Genomic DNA, 24,989 nt, shown 5'->3' with positions numbered 1-24,989 from the left:
CCGACCCGCGCCTCCCGTCCGGCGGGTACCCGCGTCAGTCGGCGCGCGGTTCGGCGGGGACCCCGCCGGTGGCGGCGTGGGCCGCTTCCGGCGCCTCGGGCGTCGCCTCGTCGGTCCCGCGGGCACGGCCCACGAGGTCCATCACGTGGTAGACCACGATCGCCGCGACCGTGCCGAGGATGATCCCGCCGAAGCTCGCCTGACCGAACGAGAACGTGAAGTCGGCGATGCCGATGATGAGCGCGATGCCCGCGGTCAGCTGGTTCTTCGGCTTCGCGAAGTCGACGCGGTTCTCGACCCAGATCCGGATGCCGATGACGCCGATGAGCCCGTAGAGCGCGGTGGTCGCTCCGCCGAGGACCCCCGGCGGGACGGACGAGATGACAGCGCCCACCTTCGGGGAGAGGCCGAGCAGGACGGCCACGATCGCGGCCACCCAGTACGCCGCGGTCGAGAAGACCCGGGTGGCGGCCATCACGCCGATGTTCTCGCCGTAGGTGGTCGTCGCCGAGCCGCCGCCGACGCCCGCGAGGACGGTGGAGATGCCGTCGGCGAAGAGTGCTCGCCCGGTGAGCGGGGTGAGGTCACGACCGGTGAGCTGTCCGACGCCCTTCACGTGGCCGACGTTCTCGGCGATGAGCGCGAGGACGACCGGCACGAACGCCAGGTAGATCGCGAGCTGCGACGGGTCGAACGCGGGCGCGGTGAACTCGGGCAGACCGATCCAGGCGGCCTTGCCGACGGCGTCGAACGAGACCTCGCCGGCGATCAGTGCCGCCACGTACCCGACGACCACGCCGATGACGATCGACAGGCGTCCGATGAGCCCCTTGAAGAGCACGGTCACGAGGATGATCGCGGCGAGGGTGATCACCGCGACGACCGGGGCCTTCGTGAAGTTGTCGCGGGCGGCCGGGGCGAGGTTGAAGCCGATGAGGGCCACGATCGCGCCGGAGACCACCGGCGGCATGAGGCGGTCGATCCACCCGGCGCCGGCCAGGTGCACCACGGCGCCGACGGCCGCGAGGAGCACCCCGACGACGATGATCCCGGACAGCGCCAGCGGGATGCCGCCGATCTTCGTCGCGGCGGCGATCGGGGCGATGAACGCGAAGGACGACCCGAGGTAGCTCGGCAGCCGGTTGCCGGTGATGAGCAGGAACAGGATCGTGCCGATGCCGCTGAAGAGCAGCGTCGTCGCCGGCGGGAAGCCGGTGAGCAACGGCACGAGGAAGGTCGCGCCGAACATCGCCACGACGTGCTGCACGCCGAGGCCGATCGTCCGGCCCCAGGTGAGGCGCTCGTCCGGCGCGACGATCGTCGTCGCGGAGACGGTCGCGCCGTCCCCGTGCAGCTTCCACGGAAGTCCCATGGGGTCGACGCTAGCGGCAGTCCACCGCTCGTGACGATCCCGCCGAGGATGTCCGCCGCTCCGTATATGGTGTGTGACGTACCACAGGAGGAGCGTTTCCCATGTCGAAGTCCGTCCGATCCACCCCGCACCGGCGGATCGCCGCCTGGTGCGCCGCGCTCGCCGTGGCGTTCTCGCCCGTCGTCGGCCTGACCGGTGCCGTCGCCGCGCCGGCCCACGAGCGGACGACCCCCGCGGCGGACTTCACCGCGCAGGTCCGCTCGATCGAGCACGCCACCGGACGCGTCGAGCTGACCGGGACCGGACCCACGGGCGGCAGCGTCGCGATCACCGTCGACGGCGCAGAGACCGTCTGGACCGAGGTCCGCGACGGCGTGTGGAGCGCCGGACTCCGGGTCGGCCCCGGGCCCCGCGTGCTGCACGTGACGTCGCAGGTGACGGGCGAGACGGTCGACCTGCCCGTCGAGGTGGTCGGGCTGCTCCCGCCGACGTGGGTCCCGACGATCGATCCGTTCACCCGCACCATCACGCTCGAGGGCAGCGGGGTGAGCCGTCCGGCACGCTACGTCGTCACCGACGACGGCGAACCCGTCGCGGACGTCGTCGCCGAAGCCGGTGCGCCCTGGCGCGCGGTCCTGCGCGACCGCGCCCCCGGCCGACACGACATCGTGGTGGAGCGCGCGTTCGACGGCACGGTCAACGGCATCGGCCGGGACTCGTACGAGCTCTCCGGAGCGGCCGAGGTCGGCACCGCCTCGGCCTCCCGCGAGACCCGGCGCACCACCCTCGCCGGACGGGCGCCGGTCGGCACGACGCTCCGGTTCGCGGACGCGTCCGGGCCGGTCCTCGGTGCCGACGGCGAACCGGTCGTCGCCACCACCTCGACCGACACCACCTGGCGCGCGGAGCTGCCCTTCCCCGAGACCGTCAGGTTCCACCGGATCACGGTCACGACGTTCGACGACGGGACACCGATCGGGACGACGGACGCCCTCGTCACCGTGCCGATCGCGATCACCGGCTCGGTCGAGGAGCTCGCCGACGGCTCCGTGCGGCTCTCCGGCACCGGCGAGCCCGGCGGCGTGGTGGCGCTCGAGACCGCGAGCGGGACGCCGGTGGACGGGGCCGACGGCCGACCGATCACCGCCGCGATCGGTCGCGGCTGGGAACTCGTCGTCCCGCGCGCGACGCTGCCCGGGGACGTCGTGGTCGCCCGGCAGCGGGTGCAGGGGGTCGAGCAGGGTGCGCTCCGACTCGTGTTGCCGAGGCTCCCGGTCCGCCCCGCACCCGAGCACGGTCCTGGTCCCGGCGCGGGTCCCGGCGTCTCCACCGGCAACCACCGGGCCGCCCCGCAGGCCACCGCGGGCCGGATCACCGCCGTGCCCGGCGGGCGGCTCGCGTACACGGGTGAGGACCCCTCGGTGCCGCTCGGCGTCGCCGGGGTGCTCCTCGCAGCGGGGCTCGGCGGGCTCGCGGGAGCGCGGGCACTCGGGCGCCGGGGTGCCCACCGTGGCTGACACCGCTCGATCAGGGCGACGGTGGCTATCGTTGACCGCATGACCGACGTCGCAAGCACCTCCGGGATCCACACCGACGAGCTGGACGCCGCGGTCCGCCCGCAGGACGACCTGTACCGCCACGTGAACGGCTCGTGGATCGCATCGACGCCGATCCCCGACGACAAGGCTCGGTACGGCTCGTTCACGGTGTTGGCCGAGGCCGCCGAGATCGCCGTGCGGGACATCATCGAGCGCTCCCAGCAGGCCGCGCCCGGCACCGAGGACCGCAAGGTCGGCGACCTCTTCACCTCCTTCACCGACGAGGACCGGCTCGAGGCCCTGGGCACCGCGCCGATCGAGCCCCTGCTCGCCGAGATCGCCGCCGTGGACTCGGTCGACGACGTCATCCGCATGGTCGGACGCTTCGAGCGTCTCGGCCTGCCGAGCTTCCTGCAGCTCTTCGTCGACAACGACCCGGGCGACCCGGAGTCCTACGTGGTCTTCCTCGAGCAGTCCGGCCTCGGGCTGCCCGACGAGTCGTACTACCGCGAGGACCGCTTCGCCGACATCCGCACGAAGTACCGCGAGTTCGTCGCCGCGATGTTCCCGCTCGCCGGCTTCGAGGACGGCGGCGACCGTACCGAGCACGTCATCGCCCTCGAGACCGCACTGGCGTCGAAGCACTGGGACAACGTCACCACCCGCGACAGCCAGAAGACCTACAACAAGCTGCCGTGGGCCGAGGTCGCGGCGCTCGCCGACGGCATCGACCTCCGCCTCTGGTGGGAAGCGATCGACGCACCGGCCGGCGCCTTCGAGACCGTCGTCGTCCGCGAACCGTCGTTCGTGACCGGTCTGGCGGAGCTGCTCCGCGACCAGCCGTTGGACGTCTGGAAGGACTGGCTGCGCTGGCAGGTGATCCGCGCCTCCGCGGCCTACCTGACGAGCGCCTTCTCGGCGACGAACTTCTCGTTCTACGGCACCGCGCTCACCGGTGCGCCCAAGCAGCGCGAGCGCTGGAAGCGCGGGGTCTCGCTGGTCGAGGGGGCCATGGGCGAGGCGGTCGGTCGCATCTACGTGCAGGAGCACTTCGACGAGACCTCGAAGGCGACGATGGACGACCTCGTCGCGAACCTGGTCGAGGCCTACCGGCAGAGCATCACCGCCCTCGACTGGATGACCGACGAGACGCGTGCTCGGGCCCTCGACAAGCTCGACAAGTTCACGCCGAAGATCGGGTACCCGGTCAAGTGGCGGGACTACTCCGCGCTGCCGGTGTCCGCCGACGACCTCATCGGCAACGTCCGCGCCGTCGCGAGCTTCCAGGTCGACCGCGAGCTCGGCAAGATCGGCAAGCCGATCGACCGCGACGAGTGGTTCATGACCCCGCAGACGATCAACGCGTACTACAACCCCGGGTTCAACGAGATCGTGTTCCCGGCGGCGATCCTGCAGTTCCCGTTCTTCGAGGCCGGGCGTGACGCCGCCGCGAACTACGGCGCGATCGGTGCCGTCATCGGGCACGAGATCGGGCACGGCTTCGACGACCAGGGCTCCCAGTACGACGGCGACGGCCGGCTCGAGAACTGGTGGACCGAGGCGGACCGCACCGCGTTCGAGGAGCGCACGAAGGCCCTCATCGCGCAGTACGACGCGCTCGTCCCGACCGAGGTCCCGGACGGCCACGTCAACGGCGCCCTGACGATCGGCGAGAACATCGGCGACCTCGGCGGGCTGTCGATCGCGTGGAAGGCGTACCTGCTGTCCCTCGACGGGCAGGAGCCGCCGGTGGTCGACGGCCTCACCGGTGCCGAGCGCTTCTTCCTCAGCTGGGCGCAGGCCTGGCGGATGGCGATCCGTCCGGAGGAAGCCGCCCGTCTGCTGAGCATCGACCCGCACTCGCCGACCGAGTTCCGCTGCAACCAGGTGGTCCGCAACATCGACGTCTACTACGACACCTTCGGCGTGACCGAGCGGGACGCGATGTACCTCGACCCGGCCGAGCGCGTCTCGATCTGGTGATGGCCGAGCCGGACGCGGCTCCGTCGTCGGAGCCCGGAGCGGCTCGCCGGTCGCGGCGACGGCAGCATGCCGGCGGGGCCGACGGACGTGCGCGCGGGCGGCACCGCGGTGGTGCCGACGACCGGTTCGCCGCGACGCTGCAGGCGCTCGGCGCCATCGCCCGGGACGGCGCGTCCGTCAGCGCCTCGGTGATCGACACCTCGACGGGCAAGGCCCTGCTGGCCGTGGACGACACGCTCGTCCAACCGGTGGCGAGCCTCGGCCGCGTGCTGCTCCTCGTCGAGGTCGCGGCACGGCTCGAGGACGGCGGGCTGCACGGCGACCGGCTGCAGCGCATGGCGCGCGACACCGCGACCGGTGCCGGGCTCTGGCAGTTCCTGCAGGAGCCGACCATGCAGGTGTCCGACCTGGCGACCCTCGTCGGTGCCGGTGCGGACGCCTGGGCGATGAACGCGCTGCTCTCGACCGTCGGGATCGACGCCGTCCGCGAGCGCGCCGAGTCGCTCGGGATCGAACGGACCGCCCTCATCGACCGGGTGCGGGACCGTCGCGGGCCGGACGACGCTCCGGACGCCTCGGTCGCGCCGACGGGCGAGCTCGCTTGGCTCATGCGGGGCCTGGCACTCGGCGAGGTCGTCGACGAGGCGGTGTCGAACCGGGTGCTCGGATGGCTGTCCCTCGCGTCCGACCTCAGCCTCGTCGCGGGGTCGTTCGGGCTGGACCCGCTCGCGCACCGGGCACTGGACCACGGGTTGCAGGTCGTCTCGGCGACCGGGTCGAGCACGGGCGTGCGGGCCGAGGCCGGGATCCTGCGCGGGCCCGGGTCGTCAGTGAGCTACGCCGTCACGGTGACGTTCGACGACGACTCGCTGCAGCGGCGGCTGGCGGTCATCGACGCCCTGCGGACGATGGGCACCGAGGTGCTCGAGACGGTGCACGAGCCCGCGGCCCGCTGAGCGTACCCTCACGCTCGTGACCGAGTACCTGATCTCCTTCGACGAGGGCACGATGGTGTTCCCCGTGAGCGACTCCGGTCAGCGGAGCAGGACGAACGAGCGGAGCGGAGTCGGCACGACGTCGTGCACCTCGACGAAGCCGCGCGACTCGTAGAACGCCCGCTGCCCCGGTTCGGCATCGGTCGTCAGCACGGTCTGGCGCACGTGTGCGTACCGCTCGAGGACGCCGTCGAGCAGGGCCCCGCCGATGCCGGCCCGGTGGTGCTCGGGTGCGACGAGGACGTCCTGCACGTACACGATCGTCACGCCGTCGGACACGGTCCGGACCAGCCCGACGAGCGAGCCCGTCGTGTCCCGGGCGGTCAGCACGAGGTGGGACCCGAGGACCGCGGCGACGAGGGTCTCCGGGTCCCGCGTGTACGCCGTCCACCCGACGTCGCGGTACAGCGCCAGGAGCTCGTCCCCACCCGGTCGTTCCTCCGCGATCACCACCACGGTCCCATCGTGGCAGACGTCAGTCGGCGGCCTGCCCCGCGGGGACGAAGGCCTGCACGTCGAGCTCCGTCACGTCCTCCGACCGGCACGCGGCGAACGCGGTGTACGGGACGAACAGGGACTCCTTCGACCCGGGCGGGTACACCCGGAAGCCGTCGGGCGAGGTGGGGTCGCACGTCGACTCCGGGTAGTTCTCCGAGTTCGTGACCTTGAGCGGTGCCACGGCCTCCTGCCCGGACGCCAGCGTGACGGTCGGGTGGGGCACCGCCCGGTCGAGCGTCGCCGCGTTGCCGATCTGCGTGCCGTTCGTGTCGCCGACGAAGGACACCCCCGGCCAGCCCTGCAGCGTGCAGGTCGACGACCCGGTGTTCCGCAGGACGAGGTGGACGTACGTGCTCCCGGCAGCGCCACCGCTGCCGGCCTCGATGCTCCCGGCGAGCGAGGACGTGGCGCACGCCGAGGACCCAGCGCCCGCGGACCCTGCACCCGAGGAACCACCGGACGATCCGCCCGACGCGCTCGGCGACGACGCCGAGCCGGAGGCCGCGGACGACGGCGACGGCGTCGGTGCCGACGTCGGTGTCGCCGTGACGGTCTCCGTCGTCGTGGCCGACGGGGTCGTGGTGCCGCCCGACGAGCAGCCGGCGAGCAGACCGACGGCGACGATGCCGACGGCGACGAGCAGTGGGGAACCAGCGCGACGTTGCATGAGCCAACGCAACCACCGCCCCGGGGTACACGACTCGGGTGGCGCCCAGCCGCCCCGAGGACACTCCAGGGCACGCGCCAGCGCACGAGCAACGGAGGTCGACATGGCAGGCAAGCACGAACAGGCACGCGGCGACGAGGGCCGGTCGGACGGCGTCGAGCCCCGTGCCGGGTCCTTCACGGACAGCGAGATCCCGGGCGAGCCCCCCGTGGCGTCGAACGAGCCCGCGGGCGAGTTCGTCTCGAGCGACATCCCCGGCGAGACCCGTCCCGAGGGCGGCGACGGCGAGGGTGAGTACGTCGAGTCGGACATCCCCGGCGAGGCCGAACCCACCCCGGACGGCGAGGTCGGGCACTACACCGACCGCGACCAGGTCTGACCTAGTCGATCAGCTCCGCCGCCACGAGGCGGCGGAGCGTCTCCACGCCCGCAGGCGGGCACCGGTCCGCATCCGCGGAGGTGACCCACTCGACCTCGTCCACCTCTGCCGAGGCGACCGGCGTGGCGGAGTCGAGCGCGCCTCCTGGACGGACCAGGAACAGTGCCATCGCGACCATCGTGCCCGGGGCCTGCCCGTGCGCCGGCTCGGTGACGGTGCCGAACGGCTCGACGTCGTCGGCGGTCAGCCGCAGGCCGGTCTCCTCGAAGGCTTCGCGGACGGCGGCCTCGACGTCGCTCTCGTGCGGCTCCGCCTTGCCCCCGGGCAGGTACAGGACGTCGCGCATCCGCGCGCGCACCATGAGCACGCGGCGATCGCGCACCAGCAGCAGCGCACTGACACGCAGGGTCGCGGGGTGGCCCTGGAGGCTCAGCTCGCGTCCGCCTCGTCGGTGCGGTCGCGGTCGATCCGCTCGGGCGCGGTGCGCTCCGCGAGCGGTACCACCGGCGACGGCAGCTCCGCCTCGGGCTCGGGACGGACACCGAAGAGTGCGTCGAGCGCCCCGACGAACTCCTCGCCGCGACCGGCGCGGCCGAGTTCGCGAGCGCGCACCGAGGGACGGTGGAGCAGGACGCCGACGAGGTGCCGCAGGGCGCGCTCGGTCTGCTCGGCCGAGGCGTCGTCGCCGTCCGCACGACGCTTCGCGCGGTCGATCTCGTCGTCGAGGATGTCGAAGACGTGCTTGCGGAAGGCCACGAGCGCCGGCGTCGTCGACTGCTCGAGGGCCTGGGCGCGGAAGCGGGACACAGCGTCCTCGACCATCGCGCGGGCCTCGGACTCGGCGTTCAGCTCGGCGATCGGGGCGTGGATGCTGATGGTCTCGAGGTCGAGCAGTTCGACGCCGTCGACGTCGGCCGCGTCGGGGTCCACGTTGCGGGGGAGTCCGAGGTCGATGACGATGCGCCGGACGCCGTCGTCGAGGTCGGCCGGTTCGACGACCGGGACCTCGCTCGAGGTGCAGGTGATCACGACGTCGCTCGAACCGATGGCCTGGCGGAGGTCGTGTGCGGCGACGAGGTCGTGCTTGGCGGCGAACCACGGCGCCCGGCCGGAGGGGGAGAAGACCTGGATGGTGTCGGCGCCGCGGTCGCGCAGGGCGGCGATGGTCGTCGCGGCGTAGCTGCCGGTGCCGATCAGGAGCACCCGGGTCCGGCCCCAGTCGGTCACGCGGGAGGACGCGAGCTCGAGGCCGAGCCGCACGAGCGACCGGCCGGCAGCGCCGATGCGGGTGCGGGTCTTGACGCCGCGGGAGGTGTGCGCGGCTTCCTGGAAGAGCCGCTCGAGGTCCGAGGTGGTGGTGCCGTTCGAGCGGGCGTCCTCGAGCGAGCGGCGGACCTGCCCGGAGATCTCGGTCTCGCCGACGACGACGGACTCGAGGCCGCTCGAGACGGCGAAGAGGTGCTGCACGACGTCCTTGCCGCCGAGCACGTTGACGGACCGGAGGACCTCGGCGGGGTCGAGGTCGCTCGCGGTGGCGACGGCGTCGACGGTGGCCGAGACGGCGGCGTCGCGGTCGTCGCCGGCGATGTCGAGGTAGGCCTCGAAGCGGTTGCACGTGGCGAGGACGACGGCCCCGTCCAGCACGTCGGAGTCCGTCACGAGACGGCTCGCGGCGGTCGGTGCGCCGATGCTCAGTCGCTCCAGGAGATCGAAGCTGGCGTTGCGATGCGACGCCGTGAGACAGATGAGCACGTCTTCCATGGTAACTCGCGTTGCGCCCGGCTCCCGTTCCCATCGTGCGTGCTCGGGATACGTTCCGTTCGCCGATGGGAGAATCGTGCGGTGACCGACGCATCCACGACCGCCCTCCCCGCCTCGCACCCGCTCGTCTCCGGGCGGACGTCGGGCTCGCCCCTCGTCCGGGCGCTCCGCGGCGACCGGCCGGAGACCCTGCCGGTGTGGTTCATGCGTCAGGCCGGCCGGTCCCTGCCGGAGTACCGCGAACTGCGCGTCGGCACGGCCATGCTCGACGCCTGCCTCGACCCGGCGATGGCGTCGGAGATCACGCTGCAGCCGGTCCGCCGGCACGGGGTCGACGCCGGCATCTTCTTCAGCGACATCGTCGTGCCGATCAAGCTCGCGGGCGTCGACGTCGAGATCGTCCCCGGGCGCGGGCCGGTGCTGGCGTCCCCGATCCGCACCCCGGCCGACGTCGACGCGCTGGGCCAGCTCGACGCGACTGCCCTCGCCCCGATCACGGACGCCGTGGCGCGCACGGTCGAGCAGCTCGGCGACACCCCGCTCATCGGGTTCGCCGGGGCGCCCTTCACGCTCGCGGCCTACCTGGTCGAGGGCGGACCGTCGAAGGACCACATCCGCGCCCGGACGCTCATGCACTCGGACCCGGAGACCTGGTCGCGCCTGCTCGCCTGGGCCGCCGGGGTGTCGGGGGCGTTCCTCCGGGCCCAGGTGCTCGCCGGGGCCTCCGCCGCACAGCTGTTCGACTCGTGGGTGGGCTCGCTCTCCCGCGAGGACTACGTCACCCGCGTCGCACCGCACTCGGCCGACGCCCTGGCCCACGTCGCCGACCTCGGCGTCCCGCGCATCCACTTCGGCGTCGGCAGCGGCGAGGTCCTGCGCGACATGACGACCTTCGGGACGGACCGGGTCGGCGTCGACGCGGTCGGCGTCGACTGGCGGCTGCCGCTCGACGAGGCCGTGCGCCGGGTCGGCACCGGGGTCACCGTGCAGGGCAACATCGACCCGGCGATGCTCTCCGCCCCGTGGGAGGTGCTCGAGGCCCACGTGCGCGACGTCGTCCGCCGCGGTGGTGCGGCCCGGGCGCACGTCGTCAACCTCGGGCACGGTGTGCCGCCGGAGACCGACCCGACCGTGCTCACCCGCATCGTGTCCCTCGTCCACGAGCTCGGGGACGGGACGGCCGCGGCGACCGGAGTGCGGGCGTGACCGACGTCGTCGTGGTCGGCGGCGGGGTCGCCGGACTCATCGCGGCGCGGGACCTGGCGAAGGGCGGCGCGCACGTCGTCCTCGTCGAGGGCTCCGGCGTGCTCGGCGGAATGGTCCGTCGGCACACCGTCGCGGGACTCGACCTCGACATGGCGGCGGACTCGTTCGCGACCCGCAACGATGCCGTCGGCCGGCTGGCGATAGAACTCGGCCTCGGCAACGAGGTCACCACGCCGGACCCGCGCGGTGCGTGGCTGATGACCCGCGACGGCCGGACGTCCCCGATCCCGCAGACCGGACTGCTCGGGATCCCGGGGAGCCCGATGGCGGCCGACGTCCTCGCGGTGGTCGGGCAGAAGGCGGCGCTCCGGGCGCAGATGGACTCCCTGCTGCCGTCCCTCGTCGGGTCGAAGGCGCCGTCGCTCGGCGAGCTGGTCCGGAAGCGCATGGGCGAGCAGGTCCTCGACGACCTGGTGGTACCGATCGTCGCCGGTGTGCACTCGACGCACCCGGACGACCTCGACCCGGACCGGGTGGCTCCCGGGCTCCGGGCGGCGCTGCTGCGCGAGGGCTCCCTCGCCCGCGCGGTCCTCGCACTCCGGGCCCGTGCGACGGCGGGGTCCGCCGTGCAGGGCATCCGCGGCGGCACCGTGCGGCTCGTCGACGAGCTCGTGGCCGACATGGAGACCTACCGCGTCGACGTCCGCCTGCACACCCGGGCCACCGCGATCGAGGAGCACGCCGTCGAGGTCCGCACCGACGACGGCGAGACCGAGCGACTGGTGGCCGAGCACGTCCTCGCCTCGACGGCGGACCCCGCCCGCACGGCCGGACCCGTGCGCACGGGCATCGAGCTCGTGACGCTCGTGGTCGACCAGCACGAACTCGACGCGGCGCCGCGGGGTACCGGGATGCTCGTGCACCCGGACGCACCCGGGGTCCGGGCGAAGGCGATCACGCACGCGACGGTGAAGTGGCCGTGGCTGGCCGAGGCGGCCGGGGGCCGGCACGTCCTGCGGCTGAGCTACGCGACCACGGACGCGGGGGTCGCGGCGACCACCCCTGGAGCCGCGGCCGACGCGGTCGAGACCGGGAGGAGCCTCCCGGTCGACCCGTACGACGCGATCGGTACCCGCGCCGCTCAGGACGCCTCCGCCCTGCTCGGCGTGCCGATCGCGCCGTCCGCCGTGGTCGGTGCCGCACGTGTCCGGTGGCACGGGCCGGACACGACCGCCGCGGGGCTCGCCGACGGGGTCGTCGGGATCGGCGAGGCGTCGACGGGCCGGGGGCTGGCCGGCATCGTCGCGGCCGCACGGACCGCCGCTGAGCACATCCTGGATTCCTGAGCGGACCGCACACTGGGAGAGGGCTACTGTTGCAGGAACGCCGGACGTATTCCGTTCGGCGCATGACCACGCACACTGACCCAACGGAGGAATCGCACATGCGAGGCAAGCTCCTGTTCGTCGCCGGCGCCGCTCTCGGGTACGTCCTGGGATCGCGAGCCGGACGGGCGCGGTACGAGCAGATCAAGACCGTCAGCGGCAAGATCTGGAACAGCAACGGCGTCCAGAAGGGCGTCCACGTCGCCGAGGAATTCATCGCCGACAAGACCCCCGACGTCGCCGAGTTCGTCGGTGAGCAGACGAAGAAGGTCGTCCGCAAGGTCGGGCAGAAGAAGGACAGCCAGGCCTCATGACAGACACCCGCGACCGCAAGCCGCGTTCGCTGTTCGGCCTGGTCGGCGACGTCCCCAAGCTCGTCAAGGAGCTGGTGACGGGTGAGCTGAACCTGCTCAAGGCCGAGATGCTGACGAAGGCGAAGATCTTCGGCCTCGCCGCGGGTCTGCTCGTGGGCGCGCTCGTCATCGTCCTGTACGCGATCGGCGTGCTGCTGACCGCCGCCGTCATGGGGCTCGCAACCGTGATGCCCGCGTGGCTCGCAGCACTCGTGATCGCCGTCGTGATGCTCATCGTCGCCGGCATCCTCGGCCTGCTCGGCTGGAAGCGCCTGAAGAAGGGGCTCCCGATCACGCCGAAGCGCACCATCGACAGCGTGAAGAACGACGTCAACGCGGTGAAGGGCCTCGGCAAGAAGCCGACCCCGCCGACCCAGTACGGCACCCGCAAGCCCGACGTCGGCGGCCGCTTCTAGCGACGACCGCCCCGTCCACCACCCCACACCCCGGAGGACCCACGTGACCGATCAGCACGACGACCTGGCCGACCGCGTCGCGTCGACCCGCGCCCAGCTGTTCGACACCCTCGACGCGATCGAGGACAAGCTCAACGTCCCGAAGCAGATCGGCATCGCCGCGTCGAAGGTCAAGCGCGGGATCGACGAGAAGCCGGTGCCGTACCTGGCCGGGCTCGCAGCGGGCGTGGCAGTGGTCGGGGGTATCGTCGTAGCGGTGCTCCGACGGCGGTAGCGCTCGCCGTCGAAAGGGGAGCGGCGTCACCTTTGTGACCGATAGGACAATGGACACATGAGTTCCACCGTGCCCACGCACGACGCACACGAGACCTCCCCCGACGGCATCGACCCCAACATGCTGACGGCCTACGCCCTGTGGGCCGTCTTCCGCCGTCCGCTCGGGCCGATCCACACGGTCGGCGACGACGCGGTGGCCGAGCTCGACGCCGTCATCGCCGCCGCTGCCGAGCGCGGCGTGACGATCCGCGGCTTCTACGACGTGTCCGGCTTCCGCGCCGACGCCGACGTCATGGTCTGGCTGCACGGCGACGACGCGCAGGCGATCCAGGCGGTGCTCCGCGAGATCCGCCGCACGGCGCTCTTCCAGGACGCCGAGCCGGTGTGGCACGCCATGGCGATGCACCGCGAAGCCGAGTTCAACAAGCGGCACACGCCCGCCTTCCTGCGCGGCAAGGAGCCAGAGGCCTGGATCACGGTCTACCCGTTCGTCCGGTCCTACGAGTGGTACCTCCTGCCGGAAGAGGAGCGCTCGAAGATGCTCCGCGACCACGGCATCGCCGGCGCGAAGTACCGCCGCGTGCTGACGAACACGATCGCCACCTTCGCATTGAGCGACTACGAGTGGATCCTGCCGCTCGAGAGCCCGGACCTCGTCGACCTCGTCGACCTCATGCGCGACCTGCGCTACACCGAAGCCCGCATGCACGTGCGGGAAGAGGTGCCCTTCTTCACCGGTCGTCGCGTGACGACCACCGAGCTGCCGGAGGTGCTCTCGTGACCGACACCAGCATGATCACGAACGGTCAGGCCGTCCTCGCCGCGACCCCCGCGGCCGCCGACGGTCCCGAGCACGTCGAGGTCCCGGTCGCGTACGACGCGATCCTGCTCGCCGGCTTCGGCGGACCCGAGGGCCAGGACGACGTCATCCCGTTCCTGCGCAACGTCACCCGGGGCCGCGGCATCCCGGACGAACGCCTCGAAGAGGTCGCCCACCACTACCGGCACTTCGGCGGCGTCAGCCCGATCAACGCGCAGAACCGTGCGCTCAAGGCCGCGCTCGAGGCCGAGCTGGCCTCGCGGGGCATCGACATGCCGGTCCTGTGGGGCAACCGCAACTGGGAGCCCTACCTCGAAGAGGCCTTCACCGAGGCGGCCGACAAGGGCTACAACAAGCTCATCGCGATCGCCACGAGCGCCTACTCGTCGTTCTCGAGCTGTCGCCAGTACCGCGAGGACTACGCCCGCGTGCTGTCCGAGACCGGTCTGATCGACACCATCCAGATCGACAAGGTCCGGCAGTTCTTCGACCACCCGGGCTTCGTCCGCCCGTTCGTGGACGGCGTCCGTGACGGCATGGCGCGTGCGATCGCCGAGAACGACGGCCTCGACGTGGAGACCGAGCTGCACGTGCTGTTCTCGACGCACTCGATCCCGTCGACCGACGCCGCCAAGTCCGGCCCCGACTACCGGGGCTTCGACGAGCACGGCGCGTACGAGGCCCAGCACCTCGCCGTCGCGCAGGTCGTCCTCGACCAGGCGTGGGCGGAGCTGCTCGAGCAGCCCGAGCACGCGTCGCTCCGCGGCACCAGTACGCCGCCGTGGAAGCTCGTCTACCAGTCGCGCTCGGGCCCCCCGACGCAGCCGTGGCTCGAGCCCGACATCAACGACTACATGAACGAGGAGCTCAAGGGCGGCCCGACCCGTGCCGTGCTCATCGTCCCGCTCGGCTTCGTGAGCGACCACATGGAGGTCATGTGGGACCTCGACGAAGAGGCCACCGAGACCGCTCAGGAGCTCGGCTTCTGGTCGGTGCGGACGCAGACTCCGGGTGTCGACCCGGCCTACGTCTCCGGTCTGGTGGACCTCGTCCTCGAGCGTGTCAACGGCACCCCGACGAGCGAGCGCCCGCACCTGACCGACCTCGGTCCCTGGTACGACGTCTGCCGTCCGGGGTGCTGCGAGAACGTGCGCGCCGGGTTCAAGCCCGCCGCGGCCGGACTCGCCCCGTGACCGACGCGTCCGCGCCGATCGGCAGCCCCGACGGCCCGACCCCGATCCGGCTCGGCACCCGTGCCAGCCGGCTCGCGGTCGCCCAGTCGCAGGACGTCGCCGACCGCTTGGCGACGGCGTCCGGTCGACCGGTCGAGCTCGTCACGGTCACGAGCGAGGGCGACACGAACCGCGCCTCCCTCGCGAGCCTCGGCGGCACGGGCGTGTTCGCCAGCGCGCTCCGCGAAGCACTCGTCGCGGGCGAGGTCGACGTCCTGGTGCACTCCCTCAAGGACCTCCCGACCGCGCCGTACCCGGGGCTGACGATCGCCGCGGTGCCGAAGCGTGCCGACGCCCGAGACGTCCTCGTCGCCCGGAACGCCGCGACCATCGAGACCCTGCCCGAGGGCGCGAAGGTCGGCACCGGTTCGCCCCGCCGCGTCGCGCAGCTCAAGGCCAAGCGGCCCGACCTCGACGTGGTGGACATCCGCGGGAACATCGACACCCGCCTCGGACGCGTGGACGACGACCTCGACGCGGTGGTCCTCGCCGCCGCCGGCCTGACGCGCATCGACCGGCTCGACGCGGCGACCGAGCTGCTCGACCTCGGCTTCTGGCCGAGCGCCCCCGGGCAGGGAGCGCTCGCGATCGAGACCCGCGCGGACGAGACGGACCGGAACCTCCTCGCGGCCCTGCGGAAGGTCGAGCACGCGCCGACCCGACTGACCGTGTCCGCCGAGCGCGAGGTGCTCGCGAAGCTCGAGGCCGGGTGCTCCGCTCCGATCGGTGCCACCGCGATCGTCGATGCCGAGATGCTCCTCGTCTCCGCGACGGTCTACCGGCCCGACGGCTCCGAGTACCGCACCGCATCACACGCCGCCGTGCTCGACGGCTCCGCACAGGACCGCCTGACCGAGGCGCTCGAGCTCGGTGGCCGGGTCGCCGCCGAACTGCTCGAGAACGGTGCGGCCGACCTGGCGGACCTCGCGACCTCGGCGGAGTAGGCGGTCGCCACGCACCCCGACGTCAGCACCGCGGACGCGGCACGACAGCCGGTCGTCCTGGTCCCGCGCGGCGGGGCGTGGGGTGACCGGGTCGCCGCGGCCGCTCGCGAGCGCGGGCTGCACCCGCTCGTCGTCCCGCTGATCGCGGACGCGGCACCCACGGATCGGTCCGCCCTCGAGGCTGCGGTCGACCGGTTGATCGCGTCCGGCGGGTCCAGGAGGCACGACGCACCTCCGCCGGCCGGGTCCGGTCCGCAGTCGGCGAGTGGGCAGGACGCGCCGTCGGCGAGTGGGCAGGACGCGCCGTCGGCCGGTCGGCGAGCGGGCGGAACCGGCCGCCCAGCCGGGCCGACCGGGCCGGATCGTGCCCGCTCGGGACCCGCGATCGACGGCACCGCCCGCACCGACGGCACCGACGGCACCGACGGCACCGACGTGGCCGGGTACGCGTGGATGGTGGTGACCAGTGCGACGGCCGTGCGGGTGGTCGCGGAACGGGTGGCGCGCCTCCCGTCCGACCTGCGGGTGGCGGCGGTCGGCGAGCCGACCGCCCGTGCCGCGCGTGCTGCGGGCTGGGTCGTCGACCTGGTGCCGTCCGAGTCCTCGGGCGCCGCGCTCGCGCACGCGCTGCCGGACACCTCCGGCACCGTCCTCTTCCCACGCTCGGACCTCGCTGCCCCGACCGTCGTCGACACCCTGCGCGCCCGCGGGATCGACGTGGACGACGTGGTCGCGTACCGTACCGTGGGGACCGGCGATGAGCCGGTCGTCCTCGACTCCCCGCCCGCCGCCGTGCTCGTGACGAGCGGCAGCATCGCTCGCGAGATCGCCTGGCGGATGACCCCGCTCGACCCCCGCACCGTGGTCGCGTGCATCGGACCCGGGACCGCTGCCGAAGCCCGCGCCGCCGGCCTGACCGTGCACGCGGTCGCCCGGACCCGATCCGCAGAAGCCCTGCTCGACGCCGTCGTCGAGTCCCTGAACCCCACCGCCCCGAACAGGAAGGCACCGAAGTGACCGGCCGTTTCCTCCAGGTCCGCCCCCGACGACTCCGCGCGACCGGCGCGATGCGTCGACTCGTCGCCGAGACCCGGCTCCATCCCGCCGAGCTCGTGCTGCCGATGTTCATCCGCGAGGGGGCGACCGAGGCGATCGACATCACGAGCATGCCCGGGGTCCAGCAGCACTCGCTCGACTCGTTCCGCCGTGCCCTGCACGAGGCGGCGTCGGTCGGGATCGGCGGCGTGAACCTGTTCGGCGTGCCGACGTCGAAGGACGCGCAGGGATCCGGCGCGACCGACCCGGACGGCATCCTCAACGTCGCGATCCGTGTCGCGCGCGAAGAGGTCGGTGACGCGCTCGTCGTGCAGTCCGACCTGTGCCTCGACGAGTTCACCGACCACGGGCACTGCGGCGTCCTGGCCGCGGACGGCTCGGTCGACAACGACGCCACGCTCGAGCGGTACCGCGACATGGCGGTCGTGCAGGCCGAGGCCGGTGCCGAGCTCGTCTGCATGAGCGGCATGATGGACGGCCAGATCGCCGCCGCACGGGACGCGCTGGACGCGGCCGGGCACAGCGGCACGGCGCTGCTGGCGTACGCGGCCAAGTACGCGAGTGCGTTCTACGGACCCTTCCGCGAGGCCGTCGACTCCTCGCTCGTGGGCGACCGTCGCACGTACCAGATCGACGCCGCGAACGGTCGGCAGGGCCTCCGCGAGGTCGAGCAGGACATCGCCGAGGGTGCCGACATCGTCATGGTGAAGCCGGCGATGAGCTACCTCGACGTGCTGGCCGAGACCGCACGTACCTCGCCGGTGCCGGTCTGGGCGTACCAGATCTCCGGCGAGTACGCGATGATCACCGCAGCCGCGCAGAACGGCTGGATCGACCGCGACGCCGCGGCGATGGAGGCGCTCGTCGGCATCAAGCGCGCCGGCGCCGACGCGATCCTCACCTACTTCGCGGTCGACATCGCTCGCAAGCTCAACGAGGAGGCGGGACTCCGCACCTCCGGCAGCACCAGTGCCGTGGACGGCATCGCCTCGACCGGGAAGGCCCCAGAATGACCACGAACGACCAGCTCTTCGGCCGCGCGAAGAACAGCATCCCCGGCGGGGTCAACTCGCCGGTCCGGGCGTACGGCTCCGTCGGCGGGACGCCCCGCTTCCTGACGAGCGCGAAGGGTGCGTACGTCACCGACGCCGAGGGGCGGGAGTACGTCGACCTCGTCGCCTCGTGGGGGCCCGCGATCCTCGGGCACGCCCACCCCGCGACGGTCGAGGCCGTGCAGCAGGCGGCGGCCCGTGGGCTGAGCTTCGGGGCGTCGACCCCGGGGGAGACCGAACTCGCCGAGCTCGTGAAGCAGCGGGTGTCGGTGGACGGCGACGGCCCGATCGAGAAGCTCCGCATGGTGTCCACGGGCACCGAGGCGACGATGACCGCGATCCGGCTCGCCCGCGGGTACACCGGTCGCGACCTGCTCGTGAAGTTCGCCGGGCACTACCACGGCCACTCGGACTCCCTGCTGGCCGAGGCCGGTTCGGGTGTGGCCACGCTCGCGCTCCCCGGCAGTGCCGGCATCACCGCCGAGACCGCCGCGCAGACCCTGGTGCTGCCCTACAACGACCTCGATGCCGTCCGTCGCGCGTTCGACGAGCACTCCGAGCGCATCGCGGGCGTGATCGTCGAGGCAGCGGCCGCGAACATGGGCGTCCTCGCCCCCGAGCGTGGGTTCAACCGGGCCCTGGCGCAGATCGTGCAGGCGCACGGTGCGCTGCTCATCGTCGACGAGGTCCTGACCGGCTTCCGGGTGGGCTCCGCCGGGTGGTGGGGCCTCGAGGCGTCGAAGGTCGTGCCGGACGGCGCCGGGTGGAAGCCCGACCTCGTCACGTTCGGCAAGGTCATCGGCGGCGGCATGCCCCTCGCCGCACTCGGTGGTCGGCGCGAGGTCATGGACTACCTCGCCCCGCTCGGCCCCGTCTACCAGGCGGGCACGCTGTCGGGGAACCCGCTCGCGGTCGCCGCGGGCATCGCCACGCTGCGGGCCGCGACGCCCGAGGTCTACGCCCACCTCGACCGGACGGCGGCGACCATCGCGACGGCGACGAGCGACGCCCTGTCCGCCGAGGGCGTCGCCCACACCGTCCAGCACGCCGGCAACCTCTTCTCGTTCGCGTTCACCGAGACCGCCCCGCGGAACTACGACGACGTCCGAGCGCAGGAGGCGTTCCGGTACGCGCCGTTCTTCCACGCCATGCTCGACGCGGGGGTGACCCTGCCCCCGAGTGTCTTCGAGGCGTGGTTCGTCACGGCGGCGCACGACGACCGGGCCGTCGGACGGGTGCTCGACGCACTGCCGGCCGCGGCGAAGGCGGCCGCGCGCGCCACGGCGTGACGCCACCACCTGCCTGACGGCAGGCGCGGGTCGGGCCGGACCCGCGCCTCCCGTCCGCCGCACCCGGCGGTGTGCCGCGTGCGCTGGTTGGATGGCGACATGCAACTCGCCGAGGCCCTCATCGAGCGCGCCGACCTGCAGAAGCGCATCGAGCAGCTGCGCTCGCGGATCGCCGCCAACGCCCGCTACCAGGAGGGCGAGGAGCCCGACGAGGACGCGGCGTCCCTGCTCGCCGAGGCCGAGCGGGCCGTCGACGACCTCGAGGTGCTGCTCGCCCGGATCAACGCGACGAACGCGTCCACCCGGCTGGCCTCGGGCGAGACCATCACGACGCTCCTCGCACGCCGGGACGCCCTGCGCCTCCGGCACGCGCTCGTGACCGGTGCCGCGGACGCGACCGCGGGCGGAGGTGGCGGGTACCGACAGCTCCGCAGCGAGCTCCGCACGTTCGCCGCCCTGCCGACCGCGACCCTGCGGTCCCGGGCGGACGAGCTCGCCAAGGAGCTCCGCGAGCTCGACGCGACCATCCAGCGCAGCAACTGGGAGGTGGCGCTCCTGGAGACGACGGACTGATCGGACGGGCGGTGCGTCGGTAGGCGGACCGGGGCGGGTACGGACCCGACGGACCGGCGGGCAAACCGGTCCTCATGTGGCGCAGTGGGCAGCGCCGCGGCGCGAGCCGGCACAACGCAGCCCAGCACCGCGCACCGGCGACGGGGCACGAGGCACCACGCATCACCGCGTACCGACCGGATCGCCGAGGGTGGGACAGGGGACAGCACCGCCCCGGAGTCCGGCGCGCCGCGGCTCAGGACGCGCGGCGGGCGGCCCAGCGCCCCTCGGCCCGGAGGATCGCGAGCGGGAAGTCGAAGGCGTGCGAGACCGCCGACGACGTGATGACCTCGTCCGAGGTGCCCTGGGCGACCGCGACCCCGTCGCGCAGCAGCATCGCGTGCGAGGTCGACGCGGGCAGGTCCTCGAGGTGGTGCGTCACCATCACGCTCCCGAGCTCGGGGTGCCGGTGGCGCAGGGCGTCGACGGTCTCGAGCAGGTGTTCGCGCGCAGCGACGTCGAGCCCGGTCGCCGGTTCGTCGAGCAGGAGCAGCTGCGGCTCGGACATGAGCGCCCGGGCGATGAGCGTCCGTCCGCGTTCGCCCTGCGACAGGACCGGCCAGCGGGCGTCCCGACGCGCTGTCAGCCCGACGTCGGCGATGTGCTGCTCGGCGGTGGCCACCTGCGCGGGCGTCGGCTCCCACCGCATCATGAGGTCGGTCGTGCCGGTGAGCCCGGTGAGCACGGTCTCGAGGACGGTCAGCGGCGAGAGCATCCGGTGGCGGGGGTCGACGTGCCCGATGTGCTCGCGGAGCTCCCGGACGTCGACGCGTCCGAGTCGTCGGCCGAGCAGTTCGACGGTGCCGGCCGTCGGGTGCCCGGTGGCGCCGAGGACCGCGAGCAGCGTCGACTTCCCGGCTCCGTTCGGCCCGAGGAGCGCCCAGTGCTCCCCGCGCCGGACGGTCAGGTCGATGTCGTGCAGGAGGTCCCGGCCGGACCGGGTCACGCGGACCCGGGCCGCCCGGATGAGGACGTCGTCGTTGCTGCTCACGGGTCCATCGTGGCCCAGGCGGCCGGGGAACGCTGGACGGGTCAGCCGGCGGCGGCGGTCCCGGCAGCGCGGAGCTCGTCCGCCTGCTGCTCGGCGGTCGCGGTCAGCGCACGGATCGCGGCCGCGGCGGCGTCGCCGTCACGCTTCGCGATGGCCGCACGCAGCGGGTCGACCGAGTGCTTGTAGTCCCAGAACTGCCACGCACCCTGGGCGAGCGAGAGGAACCGTGCACGGGGCAGGAGCGACTCGGCGAACTTGTCGAGCAGCTCGTTGTCGGCGGCGTCGACGAGCAGCGAGATGACCGTCTCGAGCTCGGCGTCCATGCGCTTGTCCTGCTGCTCGGAGTACGAGCGCACGGCTTCGAGGTGCTCGGTCAGCGCCTTGGCTGCGGAGGCGTCGAGCTTCGGCACGCCCCAGCGCGCAGCGAGTTCGACGAACCCGCCGAGGACCTGGGTGGTGTCGGCGGCCTGCTTGCCGGTCGGGGTGGCGACGCGGGTGTACCGGTTCGCCTCCATCTCGACCAGGCCGTAGTCGACGAGCTTGGCGATCGCCTCACGGATGGGGGTGCGACTGACCCCGAGCCACTGCACGAGCTCGTCGTCGTTGAGGCGCTCGCCCGCCTGGAGCGTGCCGTCCTGGATCGCGGCGAGCATCTTCTCGAGCACGACGTCGCGCAGGAGCTTCCGCGGCGAGTTCTCGACGGTGGACTTGGGTACCGGCATGCCGGACTCCTCACAGGCTCAGGTGTTCTGTACTCAAATCCTAACGTGTCAATATGCAAACGCTTGTGAAATCTTAGTATTCAGCGATCGACCGCGACGACCGTGCGCCCGTGCACGTTGCCGGCGACGACCTCGGGTCCGACGGCGATGGCCTCCTCGAGCCCGGCCACCCGCGTCACGCCCGCCAGGAGCGCCGGGTCGAGATCGGTCGCGAGCCGCTGCCACGCCTGCTGCCGGAGGGCAAGTGGAGCGTCGACGGAGTTGATGCCGAGCAGCGACACCGCCCGCAGGATGAAGGGCATCACCGAGGTCGGGAGCGCGGAGTCCTGCGCCAGGCCGCACGCCGTCACGGCCCCGCCCCACCGGGTCGCCGCGAGGACGTTCGCGAGGGTCGCACCCCCGACGCTGTCCACCGCGCCCGCCCAGTGCGCCCGCTGCATCGGCCGGCCGAGCTCGGACAGGGTCGCGCGGTCGATGACGTCGGTCGCGCCGAGTGCCCGGAGCGAGGCGTCGTTCGCGGCGCGTCCGGTCGAGGCCGTGACCTCGTACCCGCGGGCAGCGAGCAGCGCGATCGCGACCGTGCCGACGCCGCCGGACGCACCCGTCACGAGCACGGGACCGCTGCCCCGCTCGACGAACCGTTCGAGTGCGAGCACGCTGAGCATCGCGGTGAACCCGGCAGTCCCGATCGCGGCCGCGAACGAGTCGTCGATCGACCCCGGCAGCACGACGAGCGACCCCGACGGCACCACCGCGTGCTCCGCCCAGCCGCCGTGCCGGGTCTCGCCGAGCCCGGCGCCGTTCACGACGACCCGGTCACCGATCGCGACGTCGTGCACGCCCGGTCCGAGGGCCGAGACGGTGCCGACGACGTCGATGCCGGGCACGAGCGGGTCGACCCGCGCGACGCCGGGGTTCCGGGCGAGCGCCAGGCCGTCCTTGTAGTTGACGCTCGAGTACGTGACGTCGACGAGCACCTCGCCCTCGGTCGGGTCGGCGACGTCGACCTCGGTGACGGTGGGCGGGGCGGAACTGGAGACGAGGACTGCGCGGGTCACGCGTCGGACGCTACCCGCGCCTCCAGGACCACGACCGGCCGACCTGCGGACGCGTGTCAGCCGAACATGATGGCGGCCTCGTCGTACCGGGCCTGCGGCACGGTCTTCAGCTCGCCGAGCGCCTCCTCGAAGGAGACGTGCTCGATGTCGGTGCCCCGGAGCGCCACCATGCGACCCCAGCGCTCCTCGACCACCGAGTCGATGGCCGCCAGGCCGAGTCGCGTCGAGAGGACCCGGTCGTACGCCGTCGGCGTGCCGCCGCGCTGGATGTGGCCGAGCGTGGTGGCCCGTGTCTCGATGCCCGTCATCTCCTCGATGAGCGGTGCGAGTCGCTCGCCGATCCCGCCGAGCCGCGGACGCCCGAACGCGTCGAGGCCGCGCTCGGTGTGCGCGTTGTCCTCGTGGTCGGGGACGAAGCCCTCGGCGACGACGACCAGCGGCGCCCGACCACGGTCGTAGGCCGCCCGGACCCACGCGGCGATCTGCTCCATGCTCGTCTTCTGCTCCGGGATGAGGATCGCGTGCGCACCCGCGGCCATGCCGGAGTGCAGGGCGATCCAGCCGACGTGCCGGCCCATGACCTCGGCGACCATGCAGCGCGAGTGCGACTCGCCCGTGGTGCGAAGACGGTCCATGGCCTCGGTCGCGATCGCGACGGCGGTGTCGAAGCCGAACGTGTAGTCGGTCGCGCCGAGGTCGTTGTCGACGGTCTTCGGGACACCGACGATCTTCAGTCCGGCGTCCGTGAGGCGCTTCGCGGCGGCCAGCGTGCCCTCGCCGCCGATCGCGACGATGGCGTCGATGCCGTGCCGCTCGAGGGTGCGCTCGATGTTCTCGACGCCGCCGTTCGGACCCTCGAAGGGGTTCGTCCGGCTCGTGCCGAGGATCGTGCCGCCCTGCTTGGCGATGCCCTGGATGTCCTTGCGGCCGAGCGGGACGATGTCGCCGTCGACCACGCCGCGCCACCCGTCGCGGAAGCCGACGAAGTCGTGTCCGTAGATCGCGATGCCCTTCAGCACGATGGCGCGGATGACCGCGTTCAGGCCGGGGCAGTCGCCTCCGGAGGTGAGGATGCCGATGCGCATGGGGAACTCCGTCGTCGGGGTGCAGTGGGACACGCCCATCATGACTGACGGTGGTTCCGCATTACCATCCTGCGTGTGTCCCTCGCCGTTCCGTCCTCCGCCGCTGGTGGCGTCGAGGGCGCCGCGGCGCGGGTCGGCGGGTCTGCGGCGCGGGTCGGCGAGGCCGCCGCGCGGGTCGGCGAGGCCGTGTCGCGGGTCGGTGAGGCCGTGTCGCGTGTCGACACCGTCTACCGGCCAGGAGGCGCGGTGGACGTCCGCGCGACCCTCCGGCCCCTGCAGCGCGGCTCCGGCGACCCCGCCTTCCGCGTGGTCGGCTCCGACACGTGGCTCGCGCTCCGCACACCGGACGGCCCGGCCTCGGTGCTCGTGCGCCGTGCCGGTCCCGACGCCATCGCGGTCTCGGCGTGGGGCGACGGTGCCGAGTGGGCGGTGTCGCACGCTCCCGAACTGCTCGGCCGGGGTGACGACTGGTCGGACCTCGACGTGTCCCGCCACCCGTTCCTCGTCGACGCCCGGCACCGGCAACCGGGCCTCCGCCTGCTCCGCACCAACACCGTGATGGCGGCCCTGGTGCCCGCGATCATGGAGCAGAAGGTCACCTCGCGGCAGGCCTGGCGCGCCTGGCGGTACCTGCTGCGGCGGTACGGCACACCGGCGCCCGGACCGGCCCCGGCGGACATGTTCGTCCCGCCGACCGCTGCCGGGTGGGGTGCGATCCCGAGCTGGGAGTGGCACCGCGCCGGCATCGAGCCCGGTCGTTCGGCGACGGTGATGCGGGCGGTCCGGGTGGCTCCGGCGCTCGAACGGACGCTGGCGCTCGGTCGCGGTGGGGCCCTCGTGTCTGCGCGGCTGCAGTCGGTCCCCGGCATCGGGAAGTGGACGGCGGCGGAGACCGCGCAGCGCGCCCACGGCGATCCGGACTCCCCGAGCGTGGGCGACTTCCACGTGCCGGCGCTCGTCGGGTGGGCGTTGACCGGGGGACCGGTGGACGACGACGGGATGCTCGAGCTGCTGGAGCCGTGGCGGGGGCACCGGGAGCGGGTCGTGCGGCTCATCGGCGGATCGGGCTTCCGGAAGCCGTCGTTCGGGCCGCGCCTGACGATCCAGGACCACCGGTACCACTGAGGCGCGGGGGCGGCCGCGCCGGCGCGCCCGGCCGCGGGCGCCGTGCCGCGCGCCGCTGGCGCCGTGCCGGTGCGCGCTGGCGCGCCGCCGGGCCGCTGGCGCCGGAGGCGTTCGCACAACCAAAGTGCGCCCGAGCCGTGCATCCGCGCGGCGCAACGTGACTTTGGTTGTGCG

General features: G+C 72.9%; 26 protein-coding genes. 17 read left to right on the top strand and 9 right to left on the bottom strand.

The window, feature by feature from the left end:
* Positions 1–34: 34 nt before the first annotated feature.
* Entirely contained in the window at positions 35–1,372 is a 1,338-nt protein-coding gene (locus BIV01_RS05970) for a uracil-xanthine permease family protein (protein ID WP_071294316.1), read from the bottom strand.
* 101 nt (positions 1,373–1,473) lie between these two features.
* Here BIV01_RS05970 and BIV01_RS05965 point away from each other — a divergent pair, with 101 nt between their 5' ends.
* The 3 genes from BIV01_RS05965 to BIV01_RS05955 are packed head-to-tail and all read left to right on the top strand — an operon-like array spanning position 1,474 to position 5,849.
* Positions 1,474–2,889 (top strand): hypothetical protein, encoded by a 1,416-nt coding sequence (locus BIV01_RS05965; RefSeq protein ID WP_071302220.1) that lies wholly within the window; start codon positions 1,474–1,476, stop codon positions 2,887–2,889.
* 39 nt (positions 2,890–2,928) lie between these two features.
* The gene (locus BIV01_RS05960) at positions 2,929–4,893 is read left to right on the top strand and encodes a M13 family metallopeptidase (RefSeq protein WP_071302219.1); all 1,965 of its coding nucleotides are present in this window, start codon (positions 2,929–2,931) and stop codon (positions 4,891–4,893) included.
* On the top strand, positions 4,893–5,849 hold the full coding sequence (locus BIV01_RS05955; RefSeq protein WP_071294319.1) for a serine hydrolase: 957 nt from the start codon (positions 4,893–4,895) through the stop codon (positions 5,847–5,849). The genes BIV01_RS05960 and BIV01_RS05955 overlap by 1 nt, the downstream gene beginning before the upstream one ends.
* Before the next feature lie 78 nt (positions 5,850–5,927).
* On the opposite strand, the gene BIV01_RS05950 is transcribed toward BIV01_RS05955, so the two are convergent.
* Both BIV01_RS05950 and BIV01_RS05945 read right to left on the bottom strand, forming a co-directional pair.
* The gene (locus tag BIV01_RS05950) at positions 5,928–6,344 is read right to left on the bottom strand and encodes a GNAT family N-acetyltransferase (RefSeq protein WP_071302218.1); all 417 of its coding nucleotides are present in this window, start codon (positions 6,342–6,344) and stop codon (positions 5,928–5,930) included.
* A gap of 19 nt (positions 6,345–6,363) precedes the next feature.
* Positions 6,364–7,053: a DUF4232 domain-containing protein gene (locus tag BIV01_RS05945; RefSeq protein ID WP_071302217.1), complete on the bottom strand. Its 690-nt coding sequence runs from the start codon at positions 7,051–7,053 to the stop codon at positions 6,364–6,366.
* 103 nt (positions 7,054–7,156) lie between these two features.
* Between BIV01_RS05945 and BIV01_RS05940 the strand changes: the two genes are divergently transcribed.
* Positions 7,157–7,432 (top strand): hypothetical protein, encoded by a 276-nt coding sequence (locus tag BIV01_RS05940; protein ID WP_071294322.1) that lies wholly within the window; start codon positions 7,157–7,159, stop codon positions 7,430–7,432.
* Position 7,433: 1 nt separating this feature from the next.
* Here the strand turns inward: BIV01_RS05940 and BIV01_RS05935 are convergent, their stop codons facing one another.
* Together BIV01_RS05935 and BIV01_RS05930 are read right to left on the bottom strand one after the other, a co-directional pair.
* Positions 7,434–7,838 (bottom strand): NUDIX hydrolase, encoded by a 405-nt coding sequence (locus BIV01_RS05935; RefSeq protein WP_302847422.1) that lies wholly within the window; start codon positions 7,836–7,838, stop codon positions 7,434–7,436.
* Positions 7,839–7,861: 23 nt separating this feature from the next.
* Positions 7,862–9,184: a glutamyl-tRNA reductase gene (locus BIV01_RS05930; RefSeq protein ID WP_071302347.1), complete on the bottom strand. Its 1,323-nt coding sequence runs from the start codon at positions 9,182–9,184 to the stop codon at positions 7,862–7,864.
* Positions 9,185–9,274: 90 nt separating this feature from the next.
* Between BIV01_RS05930 and hemE the strand changes: the two genes are divergently transcribed.
* The 12 genes from hemE (at position 9,275) to BIV01_RS05870 (ending at position 19,795) form a co-directional block, all read left to right on the top strand.
* Positions 9,275–10,399, top strand: a complete 1,125-nt coding sequence (hemE, locus tag BIV01_RS05925) for a uroporphyrinogen decarboxylase (RefSeq protein ID WP_071294323.1) — start codon at positions 9,275–9,277, stop codon at positions 10,397–10,399.
* The gene (locus BIV01_RS05920) at positions 10,396–11,745 is read left to right on the top strand and encodes a protoporphyrinogen/coproporphyrinogen oxidase (protein ID WP_071302216.1); all 1,350 of its coding nucleotides are present in this window, start codon (positions 10,396–10,398) and stop codon (positions 11,743–11,745) included. The genes hemE and BIV01_RS05920 overlap by 4 nt, the downstream gene beginning before the upstream one ends.
* Before the next feature lie 98 nt (positions 11,746–11,843).
* On the top strand, positions 11,844–12,098 hold the full coding sequence (locus BIV01_RS05915) for a hypothetical protein (protein ID WP_070417359.1): 255 nt from the start codon (positions 11,844–11,846) through the stop codon (positions 12,096–12,098).
* Entirely contained in the window at positions 12,095–12,553 is a 459-nt protein-coding gene (locus BIV01_RS05910; RefSeq protein WP_071294325.1) for a phage holin family protein, read from the top strand. The genes BIV01_RS05915 and BIV01_RS05910 overlap by 4 nt, the downstream gene beginning before the upstream one ends.
* A gap of 43 nt (positions 12,554–12,596) precedes the next feature.
* On the top strand, positions 12,597–12,827 hold the full coding sequence (locus BIV01_RS05905) for a DUF3618 domain-containing protein (protein ID WP_070417357.1): 231 nt from the start codon (positions 12,597–12,599) through the stop codon (positions 12,825–12,827).
* A 57-nt stretch (positions 12,828–12,884) separates the two neighbouring features.
* Entirely contained in the window at positions 12,885–13,610 is a 726-nt protein-coding gene (gene hemQ, locus BIV01_RS05900; protein ID WP_071294326.1) for a hydrogen peroxide-dependent heme synthase, read from the top strand.
* A complete protein-coding gene (locus tag BIV01_RS05895) occupies positions 13,607–14,842 on the top strand; it encodes a ferrochelatase (protein ID WP_441294373.1) in 1,236 nt (411 codons plus the stop codon). The genes hemQ and BIV01_RS05895 overlap by 4 nt, the downstream gene beginning before the upstream one ends.
* Positions 14,839–15,825, top strand: a complete 987-nt coding sequence (gene hemC, locus BIV01_RS05890) for a hydroxymethylbilane synthase (protein ID WP_083413793.1) — start codon at positions 14,839–14,841, stop codon at positions 15,823–15,825. The genes BIV01_RS05895 and hemC overlap by 4 nt, the downstream gene beginning before the upstream one ends.
* Before the next feature lie 459 nt (positions 15,826–16,284).
* On the top strand, positions 16,285–16,842 hold the full coding sequence (locus BIV01_RS05885) for a uroporphyrinogen-III synthase (protein ID WP_175473646.1): 558 nt from the start codon (positions 16,285–16,287) through the stop codon (positions 16,840–16,842).
* A gap of 50 nt (positions 16,843–16,892) precedes the next feature.
* Complete coding sequence (gene hemB / locus BIV01_RS05880) at positions 16,893–17,894, top strand: porphobilinogen synthase (protein WP_071294368.1); 1,002 nt, start codon at positions 16,893–16,895, stop codon at positions 17,892–17,894.
* Positions 17,891–19,222, top strand: a complete 1,332-nt coding sequence (gene hemL, locus BIV01_RS05875; protein ID WP_071294329.1) for a glutamate-1-semialdehyde 2,1-aminomutase — start codon at positions 17,891–17,893, stop codon at positions 19,220–19,222. Before hemB ends, hemL begins: the two co-directional genes overlap by 4 nt.
* Before the next feature lie 99 nt (positions 19,223–19,321).
* Entirely contained in the window at positions 19,322–19,795 is a 474-nt protein-coding gene (locus BIV01_RS05870) for a DIP1984 family protein (RefSeq protein WP_071302214.1), read from the top strand.
* Between the two features lie 235 nt (positions 19,796–20,030).
* Here the strand turns inward: BIV01_RS05870 and BIV01_RS05865 are convergent, their stop codons facing one another.
* The 4 genes from BIV01_RS05865 to BIV01_RS05850 form a co-directional block, all read right to left on the bottom strand.
* Positions 20,031–20,825 carry an ABC transporter ATP-binding protein gene (locus BIV01_RS05865; RefSeq protein ID WP_071302213.1) on the bottom strand — a complete coding sequence of 265 codons (795 nt, stop codon included), beginning with the start codon at positions 20,823–20,825 and terminating at the stop codon, positions 20,031–20,033.
* Positions 20,826–20,866: 41 nt separating this feature from the next.
* The gene (locus BIV01_RS19675) at positions 20,867–21,547 is read right to left on the bottom strand and encodes a GntR family transcriptional regulator (RefSeq protein WP_070417351.1); all 681 of its coding nucleotides are present in this window, start codon (positions 21,545–21,547) and stop codon (positions 20,867–20,869) included.
* An 80-nt stretch (positions 21,548–21,627) separates the two neighbouring features.
* Complete coding sequence (locus BIV01_RS05855) at positions 21,628–22,605, bottom strand: MDR family oxidoreductase (RefSeq protein ID WP_071302212.1); 978 nt, start codon at positions 22,603–22,605, stop codon at positions 21,628–21,630.
* Positions 22,606–22,661: 56 nt separating this feature from the next.
* Entirely contained in the window at positions 22,662–23,690 is a 1,029-nt protein-coding gene (locus tag BIV01_RS05850; protein ID WP_070419301.1) for a 6-phosphofructokinase, read from the bottom strand.
* A gap of 186 nt (positions 23,691–23,876) precedes the next feature.
* Here BIV01_RS05850 and BIV01_RS05845 point away from each other — a divergent pair, with 186 nt between their 5' ends.
* The gene (locus BIV01_RS05845) at positions 23,877–24,815 is read left to right on the top strand and encodes a DNA-3-methyladenine glycosylase family protein (RefSeq protein WP_071302343.1); all 939 of its coding nucleotides are present in this window, start codon (positions 23,877–23,879) and stop codon (positions 24,813–24,815) included.
* The last annotated feature ends 174 nt before the right edge of the window (positions 24,816–24,989 follow it).

The organism is Curtobacterium sp. MCBA15_013 (assembly GCF_001865095.1).
In the GTDB taxonomy this organism is placed as follows: Bacteria; Actinomycetota; Actinomycetes; order Actinomycetales; family Microbacteriaceae; genus Curtobacterium.
This window is presented reverse-complemented; position numbering and strand designations above follow the sequence as displayed.